Origin of the sequence: Lacisediminimonas profundi (assembly GCF_008831265.1) — a bacterium.
Taxonomy (GTDB): domain Bacteria; phylum Pseudomonadota; class Gammaproteobacteria; order Burkholderiales; family Burkholderiaceae_D; genus Lacisediminimonas; species Lacisediminimonas profundi.
In genome coordinates, this window is record NZ_VTTH01000001.1 from 405,495 (window position 1) to 426,964 (window position 21,470).

The window sequence follows — 21,470 nt, forward strand, 5'->3', positions numbered from 1 at the left end:
ATGTTTACCGGTATCGTCGCCACTGTCGGCAATATTTCAAGAATCCAGCCTTTCGGCGCTGGCCCTGACGCAGGGCTGCGGCTGACGGTGGATGCGGGCGGGCTGCCGCTTGATGACGTCGCCCTGGGCGACTCCATCGCCATCAATGGCGCCTGCATGACGGTCATCTCCAAGACTGCGTCGACTTTCGATGTCGACGTTTCGCGCGAGAGCCTGAACCGGACTGCGGGACTGGACCAGCCGGGGGAAGTGAACCTTGAAAAAGCCCTGACGCTGGCGGACCGGCTGGGTGGCCATCTGGTTTCTGGACACGTCGACGGACTCGGTACGGTACGCAAGCTGGAACCGGTCGGGGAGTCGCACGAACTGGTGATCGCCGCGCCGCGCGAGCTGGCCAAGTATCTGGCCTACAAGGGGTCGATCGTGGTCAACGGGGTTTCGCTGACGGTGAACCGGGTGACCGACAGTGCTGACCAATGCGAGTTTTCAATCAACCTGATCCCGCACACGATTGAATCCACCACGCTCAAGCATCTGCGGACCGGTTCGCGCGTCAATCTGGAAGTGGACCTGATTGCACGCTATGTAGAGCGGATGCTGAGCTATCAGGCTGCGAGCTGAGGCCGATCCAGGCTTGGGTTGTGCGCCATTTTTTCGTGCCATTTTATTTGGCGCGCAATTTAGCGAGGAAGTGGCGCAAATTCATTTGCGCGCCACTTTATTCGGCGCGATAATGTGGCGGCAACCAAAAAAGCCTCGGAATCCATGCCAAAAGTTACGCCACAACAAGAGTTCGACCGACTCGTCGAGCTGATTTCCGAACATCCGGAGGGTATTGGTATGGATGCTCTCCTGCATGCGCCGGGGATCCGCTTGCCGCGCCGCACCTTGCAGCGCCGGCTGGCGCTTCTGGTTGAGGAAAAGCGTATCCGGACAACTGGCGTGAGCCGTTCGCTGCGCTACCTCAGCGACCTTCGCGAACTTCGAACTCCGCGGGTCATTGAAGCCGCTGTCCAGGAACCCGCAGATGCGGTGTACGGTGCTTTGGCCGATGTACATATTCCCACCTCGCCGGAGGGGGCTGAAATCGAAGCGCATGTTCGCCAGCCGCGCCAGTTGCGCCAGCCGGTCGGCTACAAGACGGAATTCCTGGAGCAGTATCACCCCAACGTAACCGCCTATTTACCGCAGCGCCTGCGCGACCAACTGCGCGTATTGGGCCGCTCGTCCGCCGAGCAGGCGCCGGCGGGCACTTTTGCGCGCGATATCCTCAACCGCTTGCTGATCGACCTGTCCTGGGCATCCTCGCAACTGGAGGGCAACACCTACAGTCGTCTCGATACGGCGCGGCTGATCGAATTCGGCCAGGTTGCCGAAGGGAAGGATTCCCTGGAAACCCAGATGATCCTGAACCATAAAAATGCCATCGAATATCTGGTGCGCGATCCCGAGCATGCGGGCCTGACTGTTGACACCATTATCGCCCTGCACGCCTTGCTGTCAGACGGCCTGCTGGCCGACCCCGCCGGTTGCGGGCGTATCCGCAATCATGCGGTGGGTATAGGCGGCAGCGTGTATTTGCCGATCGCCTTGCCGCAACGGCTCGAAGAGCTGTTGGGCATTGTCATCCAGATGGCAGCGGAAATTCACGACCCTTTCGAGCAGGCGTTTTTCCTGATGGTGCACCTGCCGTACCTGCAACCCTTCGAGGACGTCAACAAACGTGTGTCGCGCGTGGCTGCGAATATTCCCTTCATTCGCCACAATCTTTGCCCTTTGTCCTTCATCGACGTTCCGCAGCAGGCCTATGTGAATGCCATGATCGGCGTGTACGAGCTGAACCGGATAGAGCTGCTGCGTGATGTTTTTGTGTGGGCCTATGAACGCTCATGCCAGCAGTATGTCGCGGTAAAACAAAACCTCGTGCCGCCGGACATCTTTCGCCTGCGCTACAGGCAGGCATTGGGCGAAGTGGTGGCCGCCATCGTGCGCAGCGGCGAACCCGCCACCGAGCCGGCCGTGCGTTCCAGGCTGCCGGCCGCGGTGGCTGCGGCTGACAGGACTCATTTCGTCGCGCTGGTCCTGGCGGAATTCAAGGCATTGCATTCGGGGAATGCGGTCCGGTTCGGAATCAGGCCGCTGGAGTTTGCGGGGTGGCAGGAGAAGTTTGCGGGACGGGATTAGGCTGGTTTTTCGTGCTGCTCATCAAGCACGTGCATCGTCCTTGTCCTCCGCTAACAGTGTCGTTGTGGGCCATCTCGACCTTTGTCATGTGGTCGGCCACAGCGACTGGAAATCAAATGAGAGCTGCCGATGGTGCCGGATCGACAGCAGGTAAATCGTCTCATCGAACCGCGCAAAGAGCAGCAGGTAATGCGACAACACGTATTCGCGTACCTCCCCACCATTGCCGATGGCCTTGAGCTTGCGCTTTAGCTTGTCGATGCCAATGCTGACTTCCACCGACCGTGCCGGCCTCTCAATGAACAGCTGCCCCATGCCGGGGAATCGTTCCAGATTCGGGATGACCGTCTCCAGAAGTTCGTCCAGCAGCGCAGCAAATGCCTGCTGGGCATCGGCTTCAAGCAGGAAGGCTTCAGCCTCTTCGAGATTTCGCTCGAAGTTGGCGGTCAGCTTGACGAGGTGTTTTCCTGCCACCGGGTTCAGCCTTGCTGCTTCGCGATACGACGGCGCCTCATTGCGCTGAGGGCGCTCTGCGCATCTTTGACCTTGCCTGCGGTCACGTCATCCAAGCCCTTGCTGGCGTCGTCAATGATGAGCAGGTGAATGCGTTCGCGCTCCAGTTGATGGTAGTAGTCCAGCCGCTGGGCGTCGATGAGGGCGACGTAGCTTTCGCCGTTCTTGGTGATGATTTTTTCGGCACCGGCTTTCACTTGCTCTGCCAGATCGGAGAGCGTGGCCCGTGCCTGCGAGAGGGGAACAACATCGCTTGCGGAGAATGCCATCACGCCACCTCTAAAAATTGTACAAAATAATGTACATTATGCTCCGCTTCCGGAGGCTTGGGAATAGTCCGTTTGCCTGTCGCGCAGCGTTGGATCCTGGAGCAATCTTTCGATCAAGCCATTCAGCCTGCGCGGCCTTGGACGGCATGGGCTGCGGTTCAAAGACAGTGTACACTTGTCAAAAATGTCACAAACTTATTGACCCTGGCTGCGGGGACCGGGAAGGAAGCAGGCCGATAACAAGAAAAATGAGGCCGCATGCGTCACGTAACGGAGCTGCGAACCGTCTCCACGGATATCGCCAAAGGACTGCTCGTCCTCAAGGAACGTATAGAAGCCGCCAACGTCCCTTCGTCCAGGCTCGACGAATCCTTCAATCTGGCGACCTGGAATATTCGCGAATTCGGCAAGACGCCGCGCACCAGGGCTGCAGTTCACTACATTGCCGAAGTGCTGGGGCAGTTCGACCTGATCGGCGTGGTCGAACTGCGGGATGACCTGCGCGACCTGGCGCGGGTGCTGGAAGTGCTCGGGCCCTACTGGCAGGCGGTCTATTCGGATGCCATCCTCGACAGCGGCGGCAACCGGGAGCGGGTCGCATACCTGTTCGACAAGCGCCAGGTCGCTTTCAACGGCATGGCGTCAGCCGCATTTGCTCGCCGCCGCAAGCAAGGCACTGAATGGATTCCCGAAATGAACTGGTGGCGGCCGCCCTATGTCGCTTCGTTCAAATCCGGCAGTTTCGACTTCGTCGTGATGACCACGCATATCCGCTGGGGCGATTCGGAGGATGGACGCGTGCCGGAGTTGCAGGGGCTGGCGCAGTGGGTCGCCGACAAGGTCGCGCTGCTGAAAAAAGGCCGGCGCTCCTGGGCCGAGCCTGATATTTTCGTCATGGGTGACTTCAATATCCCGTCCCGCAAGAGTCCCTTGTTCGACGCCATCACATCGGAAGGGCTGCGGGTGCCGACCGCACTGTTGAAGGATGAATTCGGATCGAACCTGGAAAGGGATAAACGCTACGACCAGATACTTCACCTGCCCCGGTATCCGGAAAATTTCACGAACAAGGGCGGCGTGCTGGATTTCTATTGCGGCAACCACGCCCCCCTGTTTCCCGGGCTGGACAAGCAGAAATTCACTTTCCAGATGTCGGACCACCTGCCGCTGTGGGTGCAGGTCAATACCGACATCGAGCCCCGGCAGTTGCGGGCCGTCATCGATCGCAAGTGATCATGGCCTCGGGCTTCATGCTCACGGTCCGGGGCCGGGTAGTGGCCGGGGAATCAGCTAAATCATTTAGAATAGCGGTCTCTCCAGGAAGTCTTTCCCATGCCCATATCAACTACTCAAGAGATCGTCGCCGAGATGCGCGCCGGTCGCATGGTCATCCTCGTTGACGAGGAAGACCGCGAAAACGAAGGCGATCTGGTTCTGGCAGCCGAATTCGTCACGCCGGAAGCGATCAATTTCATGGCCCGCTTCGGCCGTGGCCTGATCTGCCTGACCCTGACGCCGGAGCGTTGCGCACAGCTGGACCTGCCGATGATGACCAGCCGCAACGGTACCGTCTACGGCACCAATTTCACCGTGTCGATCGAGGCGGCCGAGGGCGTGACCACCGGCATTTCGGCGGCCGACCGCGCACGGACCGTGCAGGTTGCCGTTGCGCGCGACACCAAGCCGTCGGATATCGTCCAGCCCGGCCATATTTTTCCTCTGAAGGCGCAGAAGGGCGGGGTGCTGATGCGCGCCGGCCATACCGAGGCAGGCTGCGACCTGGCCGAGATGGCGGGGCTGACGCCGGCTTCCGTGATCTGCGAGATCCTGAAGGACGACGGCACCATGGCGCGCCTGCCGGACCTGATCGAATTCGCGCGCGAGCATGGCCTCAAGATCGGCACCATCGCCGACCTGATCCACTACCGCAGCCGGAACGAAAGCATGGTCGAGCGCGTCGGCGAGCGGGTCATGCATACCGCCCAAGGCGCTTTCCGTACGATCGCCTATCGCGACAAGCCAAGCGGTTGCGCTCACCTGGCGCTGGTGCATGGAGATATATCCACCGACGAAGAAACCGTGGTGCGCGTGCACCAGCCGGTCTCGATACTCGACTTGCTCGAAACCAGCGCGACCACCCATTCCTGGAATGCGGCTGCTGCGCTGTCGGCAATCCAGGCAGCACCGCGCGGCGTGATGGTCATGCTCAATTGCGAAGAGTCGGCGGAACAGCTGTTCGCGCAGTTCGAGGCGCTTTGCACGCCCGACGTCAAGCCGCCGGCGCGTGCCGCCCGCATGGACCTGCGCACCTACGGCATCGGCGCCCAGATTCTGAAGGACCTCGGCGTGGGCAAGATGAAGTTGCTCGCCAATCCGCGCAAAATGCCATCAATGACCGGCTTCGACCTCGAAGTCACCGGCTACCAGTCCAGCCCTGAGCAATAACAGAACCAAGGAAACGCAATGACAGTCGGAACATACGAGCCAAACCTGGATGGAAATGGCCTGCGCATAGGCCTGGTACAAGCGCGATTCAATGCCGATGTCTGCCATGGCCTGCTCTCGGCTTGCCTGGCGGAGCTCAAGCGGCTTGGCGTCGAGGATGGCGACATCCTGCATGTCACTGTCCCTGGGGCGCTGGAAATCCCGCTGGCCCTGCAGAAACTGGCCGAGACGGAGCAGTTCGACGCGCTGGTTGCAATCGGCGCCGTGATCCGTGGTGAAACCTATCACTTTGAACTGGTCTCGAACGAGTCCGGTTCCGGAATCACCCGTGTGGCGCTCGATTTCGGCATTCCGATCGCCAACGCCGTGCTGACGACTGAAACCGACGAGCAGGCCGAGGTGCGGATGGTGGAGAAGGGGACCGATGCGGCACGGGTCGCGATCGAGATGGCAAACCTCGCCTACGCGATGGACGAACTGGCCGGAAACGACGAAGAATAGCGACGGCAGTCCCGTTGCCGTCACCGGCCGGCAATACCCGGCCGGGATAGTTCGGCCGGGAAAACTCGGCAGGAAGGGCTCAGCAGGAAAGGCTCCGCAGGCAAGGTTTGGCAGGAAAGGCTCGGCAGGCAGAGCTGACCCCGGCCGAATTCCGGTGGCCGTCGAAACGCAATCCTGAAGGATAGACATGACTGAAAAAACGGCTCACGCCAATCCCAACAAGAACCGCACGCCGCGCCATCGGGCGCGCGAGTTTGCCTTGCAGGGAATCTACCAGTGGCTCCTGAATCATGAGGATATCGCTGTCATCGACACCCATATTCGCCAGGCCCATGGATTCGAAAAAGCCGACAGCGGCCATTTTCATGCGCTGCTATACAACACGATCAACCAGCAGACCGAGTTGCGTGCGGAATTGTCGCCGCTGATCGACCGCCCCCTCGACCAGCTTTCGCCGGTGGAGCTTGCGGCCCTGCTGATTGGGGCGTACGAACTGAAAAATCACATCGAGATTCCGTACCGGGTGGTGATCAACGAGGCGGTCGAACTGACCAAATCCTTCGGTGGCGTGGACGGTCACAAGTACGTCAACGGCGTGCTCGACAAGCTGGCCGCAAGGATCCGCAACACGGAAATCAACGCAGGCCGGTGAAAAGCAGGCGACAAGCAGGCGACAAGCGCGGGAGGCTGGAAATGATTCATCCTGAACTGGCCGGGAGGCTGCAGAATATTGCGCCTTTCCACGTCATGGAGCTGGCCAAGATGGCGGCCGCCCTCGAGGCGGATGGCAGGTCGATCATCAACATGGGCATAGGCGAACCCGATTTTACCGCTGCGCCGGACGTGATTGCCGCGGCTGCCCATGCAATGGCCGATGGTCGCATGCAGTACACCCCCGCCAACGGCATCCCGGCGCTGCGCCAGGCAATCTCGCATTACTACCTGAAGCATTATCAGGTGCAGGTCGATCCGTCGCGCATCGTCGTCACCGCCGGCGCATCGGCAGCCTTGCTGCTGGCCTGCGCCGCGCTGGTCGAGCCGGGAACCGAAGTGCTGATGCCCGACCCTTGCTATCCGTGCAACCGGCATTTCGTCGCGGCATTCGATGGGGTTGCGAAGCTGGTGGCATGCGGGCCGTCCAAGCGCTTCCAGTTGACGGCGTCCGATGTGGAGCAGCACTGGACCCCGGCTACCCGCGGTGTGCTGCTGGCATCGCCATCGAATCCGACCGGCACCAGCATCCCGGACGGCGAATTGCGCAGCATCGTCGAGGCGGTGCGCGCACGTAACGGCTTCACCATCGTCGACGAGATCTACCAGGGCCTCAGTTACGACCACCCGCCGGTCACCGCGCTGTCGCTGGGCGAGGACGTGATCGTCATCAACAGCTTCTCCAAATATTTCAACATGACAGGCTGGCGGCTGGGATGGCTGGTGGTGCCGCCATGGATGGTCGAACAGATAGAAAAGCTGGCGCAGAATTTTTTTATCTGCGCGTCCAGCATTGCCCAGCACGCGGCGGTCGCCTGCTTCACCCGGGATTCGCTCGATTTGCATGAGGAGCGCAGGAACGAGTTTCAACGTCGCCGCGACTATCTTGTGCCGGCGCTGAAGGAACTTGGCTTCGACGTGCCGGTCATGCCGGACGGCGCTTTCTATGTATATGCAGATTGCAGCCGCTGGTCCGACGACGCGGACCGTCTCTCGATCGAGTTGCTCAACGAGGCTGGAGTGGTGCTGGTGCCCGGGCTGGATTTCGGGCCGTCCACGGCCAGCCGATACCTGCGCATTTCGTATGCCACGTCCATGGAGAACCTGTATGCGGCGGTGGCGAGGATGAAGGCATTCTTCGATACTCGCAAGCCGCGTCTGCTTGAATCCGATCCGGCCGAGCTGGAATAAGAACGGGACAAAGCCGTTGCGGACAAAAAAATGGAGCCACTGGCTCCATTTTTTCTTGCAGCGTCGGGGATCAGATTACGCCGGCTCGCCCTTCGAACCAATCTCGCTGCCGTTGCGGGCCTCCTGCGTGCGCTGCTCGCGTTTTGGCGTACCGGGCGCTGGAAGCGATTTGGCTGCCGGCTTGCTGCCATGCGCCACTTCCTTGAGCTTGTTGTATTCGGCGATTACCTTCGAGCCATATCCGGCATCCGTTTCGTTATCCGCGGCGCCGACATAAGCCTTCAGGCCGCCTTCGAGCGAACCGGTGCGCTTCACGTATTCCTTCAGGATGCTGGAGCCGACCTTGATGTTGGCGATCGGGTTCAGCGCAGCCTGCACGCCGCCGAGCGGCTGGAACTTGTCCCGATGGACGTTGGCCATGACCTGCATCAAGCCCTTGGCGCCGACCGGACTTTCCGCGAAAGGATTGAAGCGCGATTCGATTGCGATCACCGCCAGGATCAGGAGCGGGTCGAGATGGATCTCGCGCGCCGTCGCATAGGTGGCGCCGACCAGCATGTTGGCGGCGTCGGTCGCGACCCGGTAGCGCCGGGCGATCCAGTTCGTGACGCGCTGCTGCTCAGGATGGCCGGGAACGGCTTTGGCGATCAGCGGCGTTGATTCCACGGGCCGGGCAGGCTCTGCCTTGACCGGCGCAACTGCGATCGGGGCGGGCGCCATGACAGCCAGCGCGACTGGCGCCGCCATGACGTTGCCGGAAACATCGCCGCCGGCCAGCGCTTCGTCCATGCTTTCGGACGAAAACGGCGACAAGGCGATGATGTCCTCGGCCAGATGCGGATTGAAATACAGCACGCCGAAAGCAGCGATCCCGGCAATGCCGGCCACACTCAGGCCATGACGCAGGCTATGGCGCAGGGCTGTCCCCAATCCGCCGGCAACGCTGACAAGCGCCGCCCGGGCACCATGCTTCCCGGCGCGGTTGCGCAGCCAGGCGGGTGCCGAATTGATAAAGCGTTTCACGTTAGGACCTCCTGAAATTTCGCAGCACAGCAAATCCATCGAGCCGCCGGCAGGCCGGGGCAGGGAAGAGTCTGCAATGTCGCGAACCAGATATCGTCCGACTGTGCGCGCAGCGCAACAGGACCGGACGCCGTTTTCGTTGCTGCCTCGACGCCTGTGTTTGCAGGGCGGACATCCAACGAACGTTACGGGGGAGGAGGCTGACGCCTCGTGACAACAATCCTTAAAATATGGAGCCCCGCGACTCCGTGAATTGATCAGGCTGGTTACTGCAGGCCCGGCATTCGGAACCTTCCCTCATCAAGTTGGGCGAATTGTAGTGAGGTCTTAAATAACGCGTCAATACTATCAAACGTAAAAATAATTACTATTATGTCTGACTTTGTCGCGGCAATGTAATAAACCGCCGTGAAATCAATTACTTGTCATAATTACCGAATGCCCGCCAGGGGATTTTGAAACAGCGCAAAAAACATGAAATACGCCGATCTGCGGGACTTTATTGCTCAATTGGAAACAATTGGAGAGTTAAAACGGGTGCAACAGCCGGTTTCGCCTCATCTGGAAATGACGGAAGTGTGCGACCGGACCCTCAAGCAGGGTGGTCCGGCGCTGTTGTTCGAGCATCCGGCCGGGCACGACATGCCGGTGCTGGGCAACCTGTTCGGCACCACGCGCCGGGTGGCACTGGGCATGGGGGCGGAGAGCATTGCCGACTTGCGCCAGATCGGCCGGGTGCTGGCCACGTTGAAGGAACCGGAGCCGCCCAAGGGCTTGCGCGATGTGATGGGCATGGGCGCGCTGGTGAAATCGGTCTGGGACATGGCGCCGCGCGAGTTACGCAGCGGCCGCTGCCAGGAAGTCGTATGGGAAGGCAATGACGTCGATCTGGGGCGCCTGCCGATCCAGCACTGCTGGCCCGGCGATATCGCTCCGCTGATTACCTGGGGCCTGGTCATTACTCGCGGGCCCAACAAGAAGCGGCAGAACCTGGGCATCTACCGCCAACAGGTAATCGGCCGCAACAAGGTGATCATGCGCTGGCTTGCCCACCGCGGCGGTGCCCTGGATTTTCGTGACCATGCCCTCAGCCGCAAGGGACAGCCTTACCCGATCGCCGTCGCGCTCGGCACCGACCCGGCCACCATGCTTGGCGCAGTGACGCCGGTGCCGGACACGCTCTCCGAGTATCAGTTCGCCGGCCTGCTGCGCGGCAGCCGCACGGAACTGGTGAAGGCGCTGGGCAGCGAACTGCGTGTGCCGGCATCGGCGGAAATCGTGCTGGAGGGTCATATCTACCCGGACCCTTCGCATCCGAGCGGCTACGAGCATGCGCTCGAGGGACCCTACGGCGACCATACCGGTTATTACAACGAGCAGGAGAGCTTCCCGGTTTTCACGATCGACCGCATCACGACGCGACACGACCCCATCTACCACTCCACCTATACCGGCAAGCCGCCCGATGAACCTGCCGTCCTGGGGCTGGCGCTGAACGAAGTCTTCATACCGCTCTTGCAAAAGCAGTATCCCGAAATTATCGACTTCTACCTGCCACCGGAGGGCTGCAGCTACCGGATGGCGGTGGTGCAAATGAAAAAATCCTATGCCGGCCATGCGCGGCGGATCATGTTCGGCGTGTGGAGTTTCCTGCGCCAGTTCATGTACACGAAATTCATCGTCGTGGTCGATGAAGACGTCAACGCGCGCGACTGGAAAGAGGTGATCTGGGCCATCACCACCCGAGTCGATCCGAGCCGGGACACTTTGCTGGTTGATAACACGCCGATCGACTACCTGGACTTCGCGTCGCCGGTCAGCGGCCTGGGCAGCAAGATGGGAATCGATGCGACCAACAAGTGGCCGGGAGAAACCAGCCGCGAGTGGGGGACGCCAATTGCCATGTCGGACGAGGTGAAGGCAAGGGTGGATTCGATGTGGGAGTCGTTGGGAATCTAGCACGCCGGCGAGAAGCTGATGCGCGGGCCGATATTGCAGCCCCGGTGCTCATCGTACTGCGCAGGCTTGCGCTGCCCGGCCCGGATCTCGACCCGCTCGCCAGGTTCCTGGCCATCATTAATGCGCGTGCCGGATGTGCGAAAGGCCGCAGTCCTTGTCCTTTGCTGTTAAAATTCGTCCCAAGGCGGGCCCCTGCGCATTACGGCATGGTCAACCTGGTCAGGTCGGGAACGAAGCAGCCACAGCCATTTCCCGCAAGTGCCGCAGACAAGGCTCGCCCCTTTCACTTTTCTCCTGTTTTTTTCGGGTTTCCTCCGCGCTCTTTTCGCGACTTTTCCACATCCGCGCCGCGCGCCGGATGCGTTTCGCGCAGTCTTCCGATCCCGGAAACGCCATTCCGCGTCAGCAAGACGGCCAGGCCCGCTCCAGTATCGATTCCTCTGCATGTCCCGCCGGCATCGTTCCGTAGACCCGGCCATTGGCTGCATCCACCCTGCTTGCTATGAATGCATCGGCGATCGTGGCCGGCGCATGCTGCATCATCAGACTGCACTGCACCAGCAAGACCAGGTCCTGGGCGAAGCGGCGCGCTGACGCTTCTAGCGCGTGCCCGGAATCCAGCGCCTGCTTCACGCGGCCAAGCAGGCCCGCCATCTGCGGCTGCTGCCGGGCGCTGTCGGCCAGTGATTCCAGCAGCATCGTGAAACCTTCCGGTTCACGCTCGATCGCACGCAGCACGTCCAGGCACATCACATTTCCTGATCCTTCCCAGATCGAATTGACCGGCGCTTCGCGGTACATGCGCGCCATCGGACCAGTCTCGACATAGCCGTTGCCGCCCAGCACCTCCATGCACTCGCCGGTAAATTCGATGGCGCGCTTGCAGATCCAGAACTTCGCGGCCGGCGTCAGCACCCGGCGCCAGGCCCGTTCCAGCGGGTCATCCGGGCGGTCCAGCGAAGCGGCCAGCCGCAGCATCAGGTGCGTCGCCGCCTCGCTTTCCAGCGCCAGGTCGCAAAGTACATTGCGCATCAGGGCTTGCTGCACCAGCGGCTTGCCGAATGCAGAACGGTGCCGCGCATGATGGATTGCCTGCACCAGGGCATGGCGCATCAGCCCGGCGCTGCCGATAACGCAATCAACGCGGGTACTGTTCGCCATTTCGATGATGGTTGGTATGCCGCGCCCTTCGTCGCCGACCATCAGCCCCCATGCGTCCTGGAATTCGACCTCGCTGCTCGAATTGGAGCGGTTGCCCAGCTTGTCCTTCAGTTGCTGGACCAATACCGCATTCTTGCTGCCATCCGGTCGCCAGCGTGGAACCCAGAAGCAGGACAGGCCCTGGGCGGTGCGGGCCAGCACCAGATGCGCATCGCACATCGGCGCCGAGAAAAACCACTTGTGACCGGTGATCAGGTGGGGCTGTCCGCGTCCTTGCGCCGCCAGCGGGCGCGCAATGCTGCTATTGCTGCGCACGTCCGAACCGCCCTGTTTTTCAGTCATGCCCATGCCGACCAGGATCGCAGACTTCTGCTCCAGCGGCAGGTCGCGCGGATCATGTTCGGCACACGCCAGCTTGCCGGCGATCTGGCTAAACAGCGCCGGCTCCTTTTGAAGCACCGGTACCGCGGCGAAGGTCATCGTGATCGGGCACAGCGAGCCTGATTCGACTTGTGCGTGGAGGAAATAACCGGCAGCGCGGGCGAGATGGGCGCCCGCTCCCGGTTGCAGCCAGGCGCGCGCCTGCATGCCTTCGTGCCGCAGCAGCGACAGCAGCGCATGCCAGGCGGGGTGGAATTCGACCCGGTCGATGCGATTGCCGTTGCAATCGAAGGCATGCAATTCGGGTGGATGCCGGTTTGCCGCATCGGCCCGTTCGAATACCTCCGCGCTGCCCAGGCTCGCGCCCAAGCGTGCCAGGTCCGCGTGCCGCTCTGCGCCGAGCATACTGCCCAATCCTTCACGCAGCGCCAGGTCGCCAGTGTACAAATTGATATCCTGCAGGACTGGCGCCTGGTTGGATACTTCGTGGGTAGGCCATTGCATTTCGTTCACCTCCTGCGTCCGGTGTCCTTGCATATTCGCCAACCGGATCCGTGCCGGCGTGCGTTCCTTGCCATTGTTCCCCTGTTGCTGCGGTCTTGCAATGAAACGGCGCAGACGATCGCTGTCTGCCGCTGTCCTCACTCGGGTAAAATGCGAAGGACGCATTTGTCTTCCACGGCAGCCTCCATGTCCTATCAAGTCCTCGCCCGCAAGTACCGCCCCAGAAGTTTCGAGACCCTGGTTGGACAGGAGCACGTCGTGCGCGCGCTGACGCACGCCCTCGACCAGAAGCGCCTGCATCACGCCTGGCTGTTCACCGGCACCCGCGGTGTCGGCAAGACCACGCTGTCGCGCATTCTTGCCAAGGCGCTCAATTGCCAGGGGCCCGACGGCACTGGCGACGTGACGTCACAGCCGTGCGGCGTCTGCGACGCCTGCACGGCGATCGATGCCGGCCGCTTTGTCGACTATATAGAGATGGATGCGGCGTCAAATCGCGGCGTGGACGAAATGGCGCAATTGCTGGAGCAGGCGGTATATGCGCCATCCAATGCGCGCTACAAGATCTACATGATCGACGAAGTGCACATGCTGTCCAATCACGCCTTCAACGCCATGCTGAAGACGCTGGAAGAACCGCCCGAGCACGTCAAGTTCATCCTCGCCACCACCGATCCGCAGAAAATTCCGGTCACGGTGCTGTCGCGCTGCCTGCAGTTCAATCTGAAGCAGATGCCGCCCGGCCACATCGTCGGCCATCTCGACGACATCCTCGGCCAGGAAGGCATTGAATTCGACACCGGGGCATTACGATTGCTGGCCCAGGGTGCGCAGGGGTCGATGCGCGATGCCCTGTCGCTGACGGATCAGGCGATTGCTTATTCCGCCGGCAAGGTGACGCTGGAGGCAGTGCAGGGCATGCTGGGTGCGCTCGACCAGTCGTATCTGGTGCGGCTGCTGGATGCGCTGGCCGCCGGCGATGGCAGCGGACTGCTGGCCGTGGCGGACGAAATGGCGGGGCGCAGCCTTTCCTATAATGCCGCCTTGCAGGATCTCGGCTCGCTGCTGCACCGGGTCGCGCTGGCGCAGACGGTTCCCGCAGCGCTGCCGGAAGATTTGCCCGAACGTGAAGACATTCTTCGCCTGGCCGGGCTGATGGACGCCGACGAAGTGCAGTTGTATTACCAGATCGTGGTACACGGACGCAACGAGCTTGGCCTGGCGCCGGACGAATACGCCGGATTCACGATGACCTTGCTGCGCATGCTGGCGTTCAAGCCTGGGGAGGACGCCGGGCAGGCGTCGCCGCCGGCTCCGCGAACAGCGCGGCCATCCGTACCCGTACCATCCGCGCCCGCTGTCGCTGCTCGGCCTGCTGCTCCGGCGGCCGCGCCCGCCGCGCCGGCTGCAACTCCCGTCGCTCCTGCCGTTCCTGTCGCGCCATCGGCCCCGGCCGCGGCAGGCCGTTCCGGGATCAGTCCCGCGCGCGCCGCGCTGGAAGCAGCACGCGGCGGGGTGCGCTCAATGACGATGCAGCGCCCGACTGCACCTGCCGCGGTACCGCCAGCACCGCAGCCCGCTCCACAGTTCACACCGCAGCCCGCGGCACCGGCAATGGCCGTAAGCGAACCCGCGTCGGCTTGGGAAGCCGGGCCGCCATGGGAAGATGAGTCTGCGCAAACTTTCGAAGTGGCGGTGCCGGAGCCGGTCGCCCGGCCGGCGCCGCTTGCGATGCCGGCCGCAGTCCCTGTCGATACAACTCCGGAAAGCACGAGCGCACCGGCCAAGCCCGTTGAACCTGCCAGGCCGACCGAACCGGTCGCGATTCCCGGCTGGAACGGGGACTGGCCGTCGCTTGCGGCTTCACTGCCACTGCGCGGCGTGGTGCAGCAACTGGCCTTGCAAAGCGAGCTGTTGCAGTGCCAGGGCGGCGAAGGCGGCTTGGCACTGCATCTGCGCATTCCGGTCGAGACCCTGCGTTCCGCCGGCAGTCCCGACAAGCTCGAGGCTGCACTCGCGGCGCAGTTGGGCGGCCGCGTGCAGCTGACTACCGAAATTGGCCCAGTCAGGCTGACTGCCAGCGCGCTCGCCACCGCCGAGCGCGAGCAGCGCCAACGTGACGCCGAGGAAAAAATACAGAGCGATCCGTTCGTGCAGACCCTGATGCGTGAATTCGGCGCCAGCGTCGTGCCCGGCTCGGTCCGTCCGAACTGATCGCCATCCAGATCAACAAAACAAGGAGCACATGATGATGAAGAACCAATTGGCTGGCCTGATGAAGCAGGCGCAGGCGATGCAGGACAACATGAAGAAAATGCAGGACCAGCTGGCATCGATCGAAGTCGAGGGGCAGTCCGGCGCCGGCATGGTGAAGGTCATCATGACCTGCAAGCATGACGTCAAGCGTGTGGCTATCGACGCCTCGCTGGTGGGAGAAGACAAGGACATGCTGGAGGACCTGGTCGCTGCCGCATTCAATGATGCGGTTCGCAAGGCCGAAGCCACGACCCAGGAAAAGATGTCGGGCGTGACGGCCGGCATGCCGCTGCCACCCGGCTTCAAGATGCCGTTCTGAGCAACTGGCAAGACGAAAGCACGACGAAAGCAAGAGGCGGCATGCCGAAATCCACATCCAGCCTCGATACGCTGACTGAAGCGTTGCGGCGACTGCCTGGCGTCGGGCCAAAGTCAGCTCAGCGCATGGCCTACCATCTGCTGCAGCACGACCGTGACGGCGCGCAGCAGCTTGGCCGCGCGCTGACCGAGGCGGTGCAGCACGTGCGCCACTGCCAGCGCTGCAATACGTTTACCGAAAATGAAATCTGCGACACATGCAGCAGCAACGAGCGCGATGCGACGCTGCTGTGTGTGGTCGAGACGCCGGCCGACCAGTTGATGATCGAGCAGACCCTGACCTACAAGGGGCTGTACTTCGTGCTGATGGGGCGCCTGTCGCCGCTCGATGGCATCGGCCCGCGTGATATCCACCTGGATCGGCTGCTCGAGCGGGCGGCAGACGGGGTCGTGCAGGAAGTGGTACTTGCCACCAACTTCACCAGCGAAGGCGAGGCGACCGCGCATTACATCGGCGAGATGCTGAAGGCGCGCGGGCTGAAGGTCAGCCGGCTTGCGCGCGGCGTGCCGGTGGGCGGTGAACTTGAATATGTGGACGCGGGGACGATTGCCCGCGCCATGCTGGACCGGCGCGCAACATAGCGCTGCCGGCTTCAAAATAAAATACGGAGACGACGATGAAATTAAACTGGAACCAGATACTTATTGCCTTTGGACTGTTCCTGCTCGGGTACCTGAGCTTCAATAACCCGTGGTTCGGTGGCAAGGAAAAAGCGGCGCCTGCTGCGGCTTCGGCGCCGGCTGCTGCTTCGGCGCCTGCACCGGCTCCGACGCCTGCGCCGTCATCGGCACGTTGATCTAGCGCAGGCGCTCGACCAATCCCTCCAGCTTGATCGAGTCCACGCAAAACGCCCGTATTCCTTCGGCCAGCTTCTCGGTCGCCATGGCATCCTCGTTCAGCTGGAAGCGGAAATGCTTTTCGTCCAGCGTCTGCTTTTTCAGGTCGCTGGCCTGCGCTTCTTCCACGCTCAGCTTGCGCGATACCGCGCCAGCGGTGTCGGCCAGTTGCTTCAACAGTTCCGGACTGATGGTCAGCAGATCGCAACCCGCCAGTTCCAGGATCTGCGAGGTGTTGCGAAAGCTCGCGCCCATCACTTCCGTGCCGTAGCCGAACTTGCGGTAGTAGTTGTAGATCCGCCGCACCGATTGCACGCCGGGGTCGTCCGCACCCGTGTAGTCCGTGCCGGTCGATTTCTTGTACCAGTCATAGATGCGGCCGACGAACGGCGAGATCAGTTGCACGCCGGCGTCTGCGCAGGCAATCGCCTGCGGCAGCGCGAACAGCAGCGTCATGTTGCAGCGTATGCCTTCCTTCTCCAGCACCTCGGCTGCGCGTATGCCTTCCCAGGTCGACGCGATCTTGATCAGCACGCGCTCGCGGCTGATCCCGGCGGCTTCGTACAGTGCGATCAGGGAGCGGCCTTTTTCTATCGTGGCTGCGGTGTCGAACGAAAGGCGGGCATCGGTCTCGGTCGACACGCGCCCGGGAATGAGTTCCAGGATCTTGCGGCCGAACAGGATCAGCAACTGGTCAGTGATCTCCGCCGTACCCTTGCCAGCGTGGTCGCGTACCGCCTGCTCCAGCAGCGGCCGGTATTCCTCCTTCTGCACGGCCTTCAGGATCAGCGACGGATTGGTCGTCGCGTCGCGCGGGGTGAATGCCTGTATCGATTGAAAGTCGCCGGTGTCGGCAACGATGGTGGTGAATTGCTTCAGTTGGTCCAGCTGATTCATGGCATGGGCGGCGATAAAGGAAAGGTTCCTCTATTGTAAGGCAGTGGCCGCTCACGCAGCAGCGGGTCAGCGGTTGCGTGTCAGCGGCTGCGTGCTCGCGTGCGCGAGGGCGAGGCAGTGAAGGCGTCCATGTGCATGTCGATGCGTTGCAGCGAGCGTTGGGCTGCCAGCATCTTGCGGCGTCGCTCGGGACCGCCACGCAGGGCCAGTCCGACCGCCAGCATGTCGATCACGGCCAGATGCGCCAGGCGTCCGGATATCGGCGTGTACGGGTCGTTGTCCGCGCCGATATCGATGGCGATCAGCACGCTGGCCAGCGCCGCCAGCGGCGTGCCGCGCGGGGCCAGCACGATGACGTCGGCTCCTGCCTTGCGCGCCAGTTGCACGCTGCGGATCACCGAGGTGCTGGTGCCGCGCTGGGAAATGGCGACGACCGCATCGCCTTTGGCCAGCAAGGCCGCGGCAATGCTGTGCACATGCGGATCGCTGTAGGCGACGGTCGGTATGCCGGAGCGGAAGAACTTGTGCTGCGCATCGGCCGCCACAATGCCGGAAGAACCCTGGCCATAGAATTCGATCTTGCGCGCCTTGGCCAGAATGTCCAGCGCGCGCTGGATCGCATCGGGATCGAGGTTGTTGCGCAAGTCCAGCAGCGCATTGATCGAGCGGGTGCAGATCTTGGAAACCAGGTCTGCGGCCAGGTCGTCCGGCAGCGGCGCATCCAGAGCTTCGGGCGGCGCCAGCGCCAGGCCCTGCGCCAGGCGCAGCTTGAAATCCTGCCAGCCTTCGTAGCCCAGCGCGCGGCAGAAACGCACCACGGTCGGCTCCGACACCTGCGCCGAGCGCGCCAGCGCGGTGATGTTTTCCGACAGGGTCAGGGCAGGGTTGTCCAGTACCGCCAGCGCGACCTTCTGTTCCGAGCGGGACAGCGTGTCGAATTGCGTACGGATGGCGTCTAGCAGCATCGTGCGATCACACTTCCGGCAAGGCTTCTTCCCGCCACTGCAAACCGTCGCGTCCGATCAAGGCGCTGGCGGCAGCGGGTCCCCAGGTTCCGGATGCATACGGCACGGGCTCGTTTTCGTCCTGGTCCCAGAATCGCAGTATCGGCTCGACCCATTCCCATGCCTGTTCCAGTTCGTCGCTGCGCATGAACAGGGTTAGGTGGCCGCGCAGCACGTCCAGCAGCAGGCGTTCGTAGGCTTCCATGCGCGGCTTCTTGAAGGTTTCGCGGAAGTCCAGTTCCAGATCGACCGGCTTCAGGCGCATGCCGTCGCCGGGCGTTTTCGCCATCAGGTTCAGGTGCAGGCCTTCGTTCGGCTGCAGCCGGATCACCAGCGAATTGGGCTGGAAGCTGCTGGCCGGTTGGGCAAAGATGGAGTGCGGGATCGGTTTGAAGCGGATCACGATTTCCGCCAGCGAATCCGCCATGCGCTTGCCGGTGCGCAGGTAGAAGGGCACGCCGGCCCAGCGCCAGGTATCGATTTCCGCCCGCACGGCGACGAAGGTCTCCGTGCGTGAATGCGGGTTGGCATCCGGCTCGTGCAGGTAGCCCGGCACAGGCACGCCATTCACATGTCCGCTTCGATACTGCCCGCGCACCACATTTTGCACCAGCGTATGCGGCGTGAAGCGGCGCAGCGATCGCAGCACTTTCAGTTTCTGGTCGCGCACTGCGTCGGCGGTCACCGATTCCGGCGGCTCCATCGCGACGATGCAAAGCAGTTGCAGCAGGTGATTCTGCAGCATGTCGCGCAGGGCGCCCGATGGCTCGTAATATCCCATCCGGTTGCCGACGCCAATCTGTTCGGCGATCGTGATCTGCACGTCCGAGATCCACTCGCGCCGCCACAGCGGTTCGAACAGGATATTGCCGAAGCGTAGTGCCAGCAGGTTCTGCACCGCCTCCTTGCCCAGATAGTGGTCGATGCGGAAAATCTGCGATTCGTCGAACACCCGGCCGACCTGGGCATTGATCTGGCGCGCGCTGTCCAGGTCGCGGCCGAGAGGCTTTTCAAGCACTACCCGCGACTGCGGCGTCGCCAGTCCGTTATCGGCCAGGTGCTGGCAGATCGTGGCGAACAGGCTGGACGGGGTCGCAAGGTAGAACACGCGGGTGATGTCCTGCCCGGGGCGCAGCGCTTGTGCCAGGTTGCGGTAGCTGCCGGGGTCGGATGCATCGATCGACACATAGGAAAAACGCGACAGGAATGCCTGCCACCGCTCGTCGGTCCAGGCGCCCTCGGGCACGTGCGGGCGGGCGTTTTGCTCTACTGACTCCAGGTATTGCTCGCGCGTCCAGTCGTGGCGCCCGACGCAAATGATGCGGGCGCCGGCCGGCCAGACCTTGTTGCCGGACAGTGCGTAGATAGCGGGCAGCAGCTTGCGCATCGCAAGGTCGCCCCCGCCGCCAAACAACACCAGGTCGAAATCGTTCAGTAAAGCAGCCATGTCATCAATCTTTTCGCTGTCGGTTTGCTTCTTGTTTATCAGCCCAGGCTGCGCGCGGCATCGCGTGCCATTGCAATCAGCCCGGAGGTGGAACTGTCATGTGATTGCGACCCGCGGTCGCTGTTCAATTCCGCTTCGATATTCTTTGCCAGCACCTTGCCCAGTTCCACGCCCCACTGGTCGAAGCTGTTGACGCCCCATATGACTCCCTGCACGAAGGTCTTGTGTTCATACAGCGCGACCAGTGCGCCCAGGCTTGCGGGCGTGAGTGCATCCAGCAGGATGGTGTTGCTCGGCCGGTTGCCAGGGAATGTCTTGTGTGGAACCAGTGCTGCCACTTGCTCGGGCGGCAACCCCTGGCCGCTCAGTTCCGCTTCGACCTCGGCCGCGGTCTTGCCCAGCATCAGCGCTTCGGACTGCGCAAAACAGTTGGCCAGCAAGACCCTGTGATGTCCATCAATGCCGTGCGCGGGGCGCAACGCTGCGATGAAGTCGACCGGTATGGTTTCGGTTCCCTGGTGCAGCAACTGGAAATAGGCGTGCTGTCCGTTGGTGCCGACGTCGCCCCAGACCACCGGGCAAGTTGCGTGCGTCACCGTCTTGCCGTCCAGCGTCACGCGCTTGCCGTTGCTTTCCATTTCCAGTTGTTGCAGGTAGCCCGGAAAGTAGCGCAAATCCTGATGGTAGGGCGCGATCGACTGCGACGCAGCGTGCAGGAAGTTGCGGTTCCAGATGCCGACCAGGGCGAGCAGCGCTGGCATGTTCTTTTCAAGTGGTGCCGAAATGAAATGCTGATCCATGGCAAAGCCGCCATCAAGGAACTGACGAAAGCCTTCGTAGCCGATCATCAGGGCGACGCTCAGGCCGATCGCGGACCACACCGAATAGCGGCCGCCGACCCAGTCCCAGAACGGGAACATGTTGGCGCTGTCGATGCCGAACTCCTCGACGGCGCGGATATTGGTCGATACCGCGACGAAATGCCTGGCCAGTTGCTGCTGGTTGCCGTGCTGCAGGAACCAGGCCCTGGCCGAGCGCGCGTTCATCATTGTTTCCTGCGTGGTGAAGGTCTTGGAGGCGATCACGAACAGGGTGGTTGCGGGGTCGACCTGGTGCAAGGCGGCGTCGAGGTCGTGCGCGTCGACGTTGGAAACGAAGTGGCAGCGCAGGCGTGGATGGTGGTACGTCCGAAGCGCCTGGCTAGCCATTTTCGGCCCCAGGTCCGAGCCGCCTATGCCGATGTTGACGATATCCGTGATTGGCTTGCCGGTATGGCCGAGCCATTCGCCGGAACGCACGCGTTCGGTGAACAGTCGAATCCGGTCCAGCACGGCATGCACCTCATCCGCCACCGCTTGACCGTCAACGGCGGCGGGGCTGGTCCGGGGTGCTCGCAGTGCAGTGTGCAGCACGGCGCGTTTTTCGGTCGAGTTGATCTTGCCGCCGCCGAACATGGCGTTGCGCCGCTCCTCAACGCCGCGTTCGCGCGCCAGCGTCAACAGCAAGTCCAGCGTCCCGGCATCCAGCCGGTTCTTGGAGTAATCGAGGAACAGTCCGGCGGCCGCCAGCGAGAAGCGGTTGAAACGCTGCGGATCGCTCTTGAAAAGATCGCGCATCTGCGACGAGCGGGCAGCCTGGCTGCGGTCCAGCAGCGCTTGCCACGCGCCGCCGCCGGTAATGTCCGGAGTCATTCGGGGTCGTCCTGTAGCGGTGTGAGTGAAGGTAAGGAATATCGCATTTACTGTACAACATGAAAAGAAAAAATACTACGTAACTTTGGTATTACATCTTTTTATTATTGGGATTGTC

20 protein-coding genes and 1 other RNA gene are annotated in these 21,470 nt (G+C 62.0%); 13 read left to right on the forward strand and 8 right to left on the reverse strand.

Annotated elements, in window-relative coordinates:
• Together FVE66_RS01830 and FVE66_RS01835 are read left to right on the forward strand one after the other, a co-directional pair.
• Positions 1-621 carry a riboflavin synthase gene (locus FVE66_RS01830; protein ID WP_151445678.1) on the forward strand — a complete coding sequence of 207 codons (621 nt, stop codon included), beginning with the start codon at positions 1-3 and terminating at the stop codon, positions 619-621.
• Positions 622-840: 219 nt separating this feature from the next.
• A complete protein-coding gene (locus FVE66_RS01835) occupies positions 841-2,184 on the forward strand; it encodes a Fic family protein (protein WP_338325369.1) in 1,344 nt (447 codons plus the stop codon).
• Between the two features lie 84 nt (positions 2,185-2,268).
• Here the strand turns inward: FVE66_RS01835 and FVE66_RS01840 are convergent, their stop codons facing one another.
• Both FVE66_RS01840 and FVE66_RS01845 read right to left on the reverse strand, forming a co-directional pair.
• Positions 2,269-2,658, reverse strand: coding sequence for a type II toxin-antitoxin system RelE/ParE family toxin (locus FVE66_RS01840; protein ID WP_151445680.1), 390 nt, complete (start codon positions 2,656-2,658; stop codon positions 2,269-2,271).
• Between the two features lie 5 nt (positions 2,659-2,663).
• Positions 2,664-2,966, reverse strand: coding sequence for a type II toxin-antitoxin system Phd/YefM family antitoxin (locus FVE66_RS01845; RefSeq protein ID WP_151445681.1), 303 nt, complete (start codon positions 2,964-2,966; stop codon positions 2,664-2,666).
• A gap of 258 nt (positions 2,967-3,224) precedes the next feature.
• Here FVE66_RS01845 and FVE66_RS01850 point away from each other — a divergent pair, with 258 nt between their 5' ends.
• The 5 genes from FVE66_RS01850 to FVE66_RS01870 all read left to right on the forward strand — a co-directional run bounded on the left by FVE66_RS01850 (position 3,225) and on the right by FVE66_RS01870 (position 7,814).
• Entirely contained in the window at positions 3,225-4,199 is a 975-nt protein-coding gene (locus tag FVE66_RS01850; protein ID WP_151445682.1) for an endonuclease/exonuclease/phosphatase family protein, read from the forward strand.
• Between the two features lie 99 nt (positions 4,200-4,298).
• Complete coding sequence (ribBA, locus tag FVE66_RS01855) at positions 4,299-5,411, forward strand: bifunctional 3,4-dihydroxy-2-butanone-4-phosphate synthase/GTP cyclohydrolase II (RefSeq protein WP_151445683.1); 1,113 nt, start codon at positions 4,299-4,301, stop codon at positions 5,409-5,411.
• A gap of 18 nt (positions 5,412-5,429) precedes the next feature.
• Positions 5,430-5,912: a 6,7-dimethyl-8-ribityllumazine synthase gene (gene ribH, locus FVE66_RS01860; protein WP_151445684.1), complete on the forward strand. Its 483-nt coding sequence runs from the start codon at positions 5,430-5,432 to the stop codon at positions 5,910-5,912.
• A 187-nt stretch (positions 5,913-6,099) separates the two neighbouring features.
• Positions 6,100-6,564: a transcription antitermination factor NusB gene (gene nusB, locus FVE66_RS01865; RefSeq protein ID WP_151445685.1), complete on the forward strand. Its 465-nt coding sequence runs from the start codon at positions 6,100-6,102 to the stop codon at positions 6,562-6,564.
• 41 nt (positions 6,565-6,605) lie between these two features.
• Positions 6,606-7,814 (forward strand): pyridoxal phosphate-dependent aminotransferase, encoded by a 1,209-nt coding sequence (locus FVE66_RS01870; RefSeq protein WP_151445686.1) that lies wholly within the window; start codon positions 6,606-6,608, stop codon positions 7,812-7,814.
• Between the two features lie 75 nt (positions 7,815-7,889).
• Here FVE66_RS01870 and FVE66_RS01875 read toward each other — a convergent pair whose 3' ends face one another.
• Positions 7,890-8,837, reverse strand: coding sequence for a transglycosylase SLT domain-containing protein (locus FVE66_RS01875; protein ID WP_241672968.1), 948 nt, complete (start codon positions 8,835-8,837; stop codon positions 7,890-7,892).
• Between the two features lie 474 nt (positions 8,838-9,311).
• On the opposite strand from FVE66_RS01875, the gene ubiD reads away from it, so the two are divergent.
• Positions 9,312-10,796 (forward strand): 4-hydroxy-3-polyprenylbenzoate decarboxylase, encoded by a 1,485-nt coding sequence (ubiD, locus tag FVE66_RS01880; RefSeq protein ID WP_151445688.1) that lies wholly within the window; start codon positions 9,312-9,314, stop codon positions 10,794-10,796.
• A gap of 183 nt (positions 10,797-10,979) precedes the next feature.
• An RNA gene (gene ffs, locus FVE66_RS01885) (signal recognition particle sRNA small type) lies at positions 10,980-11,078 on the forward strand.
• A 120-nt stretch (positions 11,079-11,198) separates the two neighbouring features.
• On the opposite strand, the gene FVE66_RS01890 is transcribed toward ffs, so the two are convergent.
• A complete protein-coding gene (locus FVE66_RS01890; RefSeq protein ID WP_151445689.1) occupies positions 11,199-12,842 on the reverse strand; it encodes an isovaleryl-CoA dehydrogenase in 1,644 nt (547 codons plus the stop codon).
• Between the two features lie 186 nt (positions 12,843-13,028).
• Here FVE66_RS01890 and FVE66_RS01895 point away from each other — a divergent pair, with 186 nt between their 5' ends.
• The 4 genes from FVE66_RS01895 to FVE66_RS20310 are packed head-to-tail and all read left to right on the forward strand — an operon-like array spanning position 13,029 to position 16,273.
• A complete protein-coding gene (locus FVE66_RS01895) occupies positions 13,029-15,056 on the forward strand; it encodes a DNA polymerase III subunit gamma/tau (protein WP_151445690.1) in 2,028 nt (675 codons plus the stop codon).
• Positions 15,057-15,090: 34 nt separating this feature from the next.
• Entirely contained in the window at positions 15,091-15,417 is a 327-nt protein-coding gene (locus FVE66_RS01900; RefSeq protein ID WP_151446371.1) for a YbaB/EbfC family nucleoid-associated protein, read from the forward strand.
• A gap of 41 nt (positions 15,418-15,458) precedes the next feature.
• On the forward strand, positions 15,459-16,058 hold the full coding sequence (recR, locus tag FVE66_RS01905; protein WP_151445691.1) for a recombination mediator RecR: 600 nt from the start codon (positions 15,459-15,461) through the stop codon (positions 16,056-16,058).
• Between the two features lie 35 nt (positions 16,059-16,093).
• A complete protein-coding gene (locus tag FVE66_RS20310; RefSeq protein WP_194164340.1) occupies positions 16,094-16,273 on the forward strand; it encodes a hypothetical protein in 180 nt (59 codons plus the stop codon).
• Position 16,274: 1 nt separating this feature from the next.
• On the opposite strand, the gene tal is transcribed toward FVE66_RS20310, so the two are convergent.
• From tal to pgi, 4 genes are all read right to left on the reverse strand, one after another.
• On the reverse strand, positions 16,275-17,210 hold the full coding sequence (gene tal, locus FVE66_RS01915; RefSeq protein WP_151445692.1) for a transaldolase: 936 nt from the start codon (positions 17,208-17,210) through the stop codon (positions 16,275-16,277).
• An 80-nt stretch (positions 17,211-17,290) separates the two neighbouring features.
• A complete protein-coding gene (locus FVE66_RS01920; protein WP_151445693.1) occupies positions 17,291-18,175 on the reverse strand; it encodes an SIS domain-containing protein in 885 nt (294 codons plus the stop codon).
• A 7-nt stretch (positions 18,176-18,182) separates the two neighbouring features.
• On the reverse strand, positions 18,183-19,661 hold the full coding sequence (gene zwf, locus FVE66_RS01925) for a glucose-6-phosphate dehydrogenase (RefSeq protein WP_151445694.1): 1,479 nt from the start codon (positions 19,659-19,661) through the stop codon (positions 18,183-18,185).
• 38 nt (positions 19,662-19,699) lie between these two features.
• On the reverse strand, positions 19,700-21,352 hold the full coding sequence (gene pgi, locus FVE66_RS01930) for a glucose-6-phosphate isomerase (RefSeq protein ID WP_151445695.1): 1,653 nt from the start codon (positions 21,350-21,352) through the stop codon (positions 19,700-19,702).
• Positions 21,353-21,470 lie beyond the last annotated feature (118 nt).